This window comes from Streptomyces sp. SID3212 (assembly GCF_009865405.1).
Classification (GTDB): domain Bacteria; phylum Actinomycetota; class Actinomycetes; order Streptomycetales; family Streptomycetaceae; genus Streptomyces.
This window is the reverse complement of record NZ_WWJY01001013.1, coordinates 1-4,776: the sequence shown is the minus strand read 5'-3', so window position 1 is coordinate 4,776 and position 4,776 is coordinate 1. Positions and strand designations below refer to the sequence as shown.

Annotated in this window: 7 protein-coding genes; 2 read left to right on the top strand and 5 right to left on the bottom strand. The window is 71.8% G+C overall.

Features of this window, described 5'->3' with window-relative positions; genetic code table 11:
• Window positions 1–326, bottom strand: a 326-nt coding sequence (locus GT042_RS30120; protein WP_161311859.1) for a flavin reductase family protein, incomplete at its 3' end; no start/stop codon positions are given.
• Between the two features lie 180 nt (window positions 327–506).
• Complete coding sequence (locus GT042_RS30115; protein WP_161311858.1) at window positions 507–938, bottom strand: thioredoxin family protein; 432 nt, start codon at window positions 936–938, stop codon at window positions 507–509.
• Between the two features lie 75 nt (window positions 939–1,013).
• Here GT042_RS30115 and GT042_RS30110 point away from each other — a divergent pair, with 75 nt between their 5' ends.
• Together GT042_RS30110 and GT042_RS30105 are read left to right on the top strand one after the other, a co-directional pair.
• On the top strand, window positions 1,014–1,430 hold the full coding sequence (locus GT042_RS30110) for a DUF4395 domain-containing protein (protein WP_161311857.1): 417 nt from the start codon (window positions 1,014–1,016) through the stop codon (window positions 1,428–1,430).
• A gap of 164 nt (window positions 1,431–1,594) precedes the next feature.
• Window positions 1,595–2,341: a lysophospholipid acyltransferase family protein gene (locus tag GT042_RS30105; protein WP_161311856.1), complete on the top strand. Its 747-nt coding sequence runs from the start codon at window positions 1,595–1,597 to the stop codon at window positions 2,339–2,341.
• Window positions 2,342–2,380: 39 nt separating this feature from the next.
• Here GT042_RS30105 and GT042_RS30100 read toward each other — a convergent pair whose 3' ends face one another.
• The 3 genes from GT042_RS30100 to GT042_RS30090 all read right to left on the bottom strand — a co-directional run.
• Window positions 2,381–2,962, bottom strand: coding sequence for a transglutaminase family protein (locus GT042_RS30100; RefSeq protein WP_161311855.1), 582 nt, complete (start codon window positions 2,960–2,962; stop codon window positions 2,381–2,383).
• 60 nt (window positions 2,963–3,022) lie between these two features.
• Window positions 3,023–4,138, bottom strand: a complete 1,116-nt coding sequence (locus GT042_RS30095) for a low specificity L-threonine aldolase (RefSeq protein WP_345943975.1) — start codon at window positions 4,136–4,138, stop codon at window positions 3,023–3,025.
• On the bottom strand, window positions 4,117–4,776 hold a 660-nt coding region (locus GT042_RS30090), incomplete at its 5' end, for an SDR family NAD(P)-dependent oxidoreductase (protein ID WP_161311854.1). The genes GT042_RS30090 and GT042_RS30095, both read right to left, overlap by 22 nt.

Below are 4,776 nucleotides of genomic sequence, written 5' to 3'. Positions count from 1 at the left end.
GTGGGCGGCGCGAACCGGTCGGCGCCGCTGCGCGCGAACGTGGCGGCCAACTCCTCCTGGTGGTCGCCGAGTATGTGGACGCCGAGGTGCTCGGCCTCGGCGATCACCGGCCAGCTGGACGACGAGGTGGCCACGCCGAACGAGACCAACGGGGGTTCGGCGGCCACGGAGTTGAGCGAGGTGGCGGTGAAGCCGACGGGCCGGCCGCCGGCACCGCCGCCGCGCGCGGTGATGACCGCGACCCCCGCCGCGTGCCGGCGGAAGACGGAGCGGAAGAGGTCGGGGGTGGCGGTCCGGGGAGTGCTGAGCTCGGGCGTCGCCGTCATGCGTCGTCCTTCCGGGAGTAGAGGGGAGCGGTTCCGTGGGTGCTCAGACACCCGGACAGCGCGCGCTCGCGTGACGGGCCAGGTCCACATGGGCCCGTCCGTACAACAGGAGTTCCCGGGGCACGACGACAGGGTGCCGAGGGCGCGGGTCGCGGTCAAGGGCGCCCCCTCGGGGCGCGGTCAAGAGCACGGCTGCACGGCCTCGCCGAGCGCGGCGATCACGTCCGCCCTGCGCGGCTGGCCGGCGGCCCTGCGGACGATACGGCCCTCCGCGTCGAGCACGAGCACGGTCGGGGTCTTGAGGATGCCCAGCTCCCGTACCAGCTCCAGCCGTTCCTCGGCGTCGATCTCCACGTGGGAGACCCCGTCGACCATCTCCGCGACCTCGGCGAGCGTGCGCCGGGTCGCCCGGCAGGGCGCGCAGAACGCGCTGGAGAACTGGACGAGTGTCGCCCGCTCCCCCAGCCCCACCCCCAGCTCGGCCTCGCCGAGCCGCTTCCCGCTGTCCCGCCCGCGCATTCCCAGCCTTCCGTCGCCGCGCCGGTGCCACAGCCCGAACACGGCAGCCACGGCCAGTACCGCCGCGCACACGATCAGTCCTGTAGTCGTCATCCTCAGCGGCAGCGTTCACACGACTGCAAAATATTCCGCGACCGCGCCGGCGCGCGGGCGGGAGATGCTGAGGCCATGGATCTTGACATCAGGGGGCCGCGCTTCGGGGCGGCCGTCACCACCGTCGTACTCGCCGTGGTCCTCGTCACGGGCAGCGGCGTTCTCCTCGCCTGGCAGACGCTCGCCTTCGCGGCGGGCGCGATCGGGGGCGTGCGGCGCTCCCCGTACGGCTGGCTGTTCCGTACGGTCGTCGGCCCGCGCCTCGGACCGGCGGTGGAGTTCGAGTCGCCGGCCCCGCCGCGCTTCGCCCAGGCCGTCGGGCTGGTCTTCGCCTCGATCGGCCTGGTGGGGTACGTCGCGGGCCCGGAGTGGCTCGGGCTCGCGGCCACGGCGTGCGCGCTGGCCGCCGCGTTCCTCAACGCCGCGTTCGGGTACTGCCTCGGCTGCGAGATGTACCTGCTGCTGCGCCGGACGACGGCCGCGGTGCACTGACGCGACGCCGACGTGACGCCGACGTGACGAGAATCTCGCCCCGTGCGCAGACCAGGACTGGCCACGGCGCCCCGTATGGGGCACGATCGGCGCATTGCCGAAAACCTACGGCTGCGTAACTTCCGCCGGGAGAACCCTCCCCGGAACAGAAGGGTCCACCCCAGATGGCAGAGCTCGTCTATCGGCCGGTCATCGGCGCCGCCCGCACCATGTTCAAGGCGCTGGACCTGAAGATCGACACGCAGGGGTCGGAGAACATCCCGCGGACCGGCGGAGCCGTGCTCGTCAGCAATCACATCAGCTATCTGGACTTCATCTTCGCGGGCCTCACCACGCTCCCCCAGAAGCGCCTGGTGCGCTTCATGGCGAAGGAAGCGGTCTTCCGGCACCGGATCTCCGGTCCGCTGATGCGGGGCATGAAGCACATCCCGGTGGACCGCGAGCAGGGTGAGACGGCGTACGCGCACGCGCTGGACTCGCTGCGCGCCGGGGAGATCATCGGGGTCTTCCCCGAGGCCACGATCTCCCCCTCCTTCACGCTCAAGAGCTTCAAGTCGGGCGCGGCCCGGCTCGCCCAGGAGGCCGGCGTCCCGCTGATCCCGATGGCGCTGTGGGGCACCCAGCGGCTGTGGACCAAGGGCAGGCCGCGCAACTTCCGGCGCAGCCACATCCCCGTGACGATGCGGGTGGGCGAGCCCATGGAGGCCCCGGCCGACCAGTACGCGGGCGCGATCACGCGGCGGCTGCGGGACCGGGTGCAGGAGCTGCTGGAGGCGGCGCAGCGCGCCTATCCGGTACGTCCCAAGGACGCGAACGACACCTGGTGGGTGCCCGCGCACCTCGGGGGTACGGCTCCGACGGCGGCCGAGGTCCGGGAGGCCGAGACCGGCCGTCCCGCCCCCACCGCCTGACCACCCGCCCGTTCCCCGGGGCCCAGGGCCTGAACAGCCTCAGCAGAGGGTGGTGGGCAGCGCCCTGACCAGGTGGTCGAGATCGGGAGCGGCCCGGAGCGCCCGCAGGACCGCCGGATGCGGGGCCTCGAACAGGACCGGGTGGTCCTTCTCGCCGAACTGCGGCTCGGGGACGAAGGCCAGCTGCTCGCCGTCCAGCGAGAAATGGGCGTCCACCCCCGGCTTGTTGCCGCGCGCGTCCTGCCGGTGCCAGGACGCGCGGCCCGGCAGCCGTATCGCGACCAGCCCGTGGACGACGTCGAACTCCTGGTAGCAGAGCGCGGTGGGGATCGACTCCGCCCGCAGCAGGGCCGCCAGGGCGTGGGACTTGGCGTAGCAGATGCCGGTGCGCTGCCCGATCACGTCGGAGGCGCGCCAGGTGACCCGCTGGTCCCCCGTGTCGCACGAGTGCGGTATCTCGTCGCGGACGAATGCGTAGGCGGCTTTGGCGTATGCGTATGCACCGCCGTCCGTGGTACGGAGACGCGCCGCCGTCTCCCGTACCAACGGATGGTCATGATCGATGGCCTCATCGGCCGCCAGATAGGCGGAGAGATCAGGGTTGCGCTGGATCAGCTGCATACCCGTCACTCTAGGGAACGCGGAGCCAGCCATCCACTGAATATCCGGATTGCTACATAACTATGCGGCGAGTTCTTCCTTCAGGGCGTACAGGAAGCGGTCCACGTCGTCCTCGGTGGTGTCGAAGGAGCACATCCAGCGGACGTCCCCGGCCTGCTCGTCCCAGAAGTAGAAGCGGAAGCGCTTCTGGAGCCGTACGGCCACGTCGTGCGGGAGCCGCGCGAAGACCGCGTTGGCCTGGACGGGGTACAGGATCTCGACACCACCCAGCGCGCGCACGCCCTCCGCGAGCCGCCGCGCCATGGCGTTGCTGTGGCGGGCGCTGCGCAGCCAGAGGTCTCCGGCGAGCAGTGCCTCCAGCTGGACGGAGACGAACCGCATCTTGGACGACAGCTGCATGGACAGCTTGCGCAGCCGCTTCATGGCCCGTACGGCGTCGGGGTCGAGGACCACGACGGCCTCGCCGAAGAGCATGCCGTTCTTCGTCCCGCCGAAGGAGAGGACGTCCACGCCCGCGGCGTTGGTGAAGCTGCGCATCGGGACGTCCAGCGCGGCGGCGGCGTTGGCTATCCGGGCGCCGTCGAGGTGGACCTTCATCCCGAGACCGTGGGCGTGGGCGCAGAGGGCCCGGATCTCCTCGGAGGTGTAGAGCGTGCCCAGCTCGGTGCTCTGGGTGATCGACACGACCTGGGGCATGGCGCGGTGCTCGTCGTCGAAGCCGAAGGCCTGCCGGTCGACGAGGTCCGGCGTCAGCTTGCCGTCCGGCGTCGGTACGGTCAGCAGCTTGAGGCCGCCCATCCGCTCGGGGGCGCCGCCCTCGTCGGTGTTGATGTGGGCGGACTCGGCGCAGATGACCGCGCCCCAGCGCTCGGTCATCGCCTGGAGCGCCACGACGTTGGCGCCGGTGCCGTTGAAGACGGGGAACGCCTCCGCCGACGCGCCGAAGTGGCTGTGCATGACCTGCTGGAGGTGGCCGGTGTAGTCGTCCTCGCCGTAGGAGACCTGGTGGCCGCCGTTGGCGACGGCGAGCGCCGCGAGGATCTCCGGGTGCGCGCCGGCGTAGTTGTCGCTGGCGAAGCCGCGCACCTGGGGATCGTGGTGGCGGCGGGCGTCCGTACCGCCGGCCGGCGCGGAGGAGTCCGGCCGGCCTGACTTCACGACTCGGGGGTCAGCCACAGGCGCTTTCCGTTCACATCCTGGGCGGGCCTGTCCCAGACACCGGCGATGGCCTCGGCCAGGTCGGTGACGTCGGTGAAGCCCGCGAATTTCGCATTCGGGCGCTCGGCGCGCATGGCGTCGTGCACCAGTGCCTTGATGACCAGGATGGCAGCCGCCGAACGCGGCCCTTCGTCGCCCCCCGCCTTGCGGAAGGCGTCGGCCAGCGCCAGGGTCCACACCTCGGCGGCGGCCTTGGAGGCGGCGTACGCGGCGTTGCCCGCGGTGGGCTTCGACGCGCCGGCGGCGCTGATGAGCAGGTAGCGGCCGCGGTCGCTGCGCAGGAGTCCGTCGTGGAAGGCGAGGGAGGTGTGCTGGACCGTACGGATCAGCAGCTTCTCCAGCAGGTCCCAGTCGGCCAGATCGGTCCCGGCGAAGGTGGCGCTGCCGCGCCAGCCGCCGACCAGGTGGACCAGGCCGTCGATCCGGCCGAACTCCTTCTCGGTCTTCTCGGCCCAGACGCGGGTGGCGTCGAGGTCGAGCAGGTCGACGGTGTCACCGGTGACCGTGGCCCCGCCGTGCGCGTACCGGGCCGCGTCGACCGCCTCGGCGAGGCGCGCGGGGTCCGCGTCCGAGCCGACGACGGTCGCGCCGGCCTC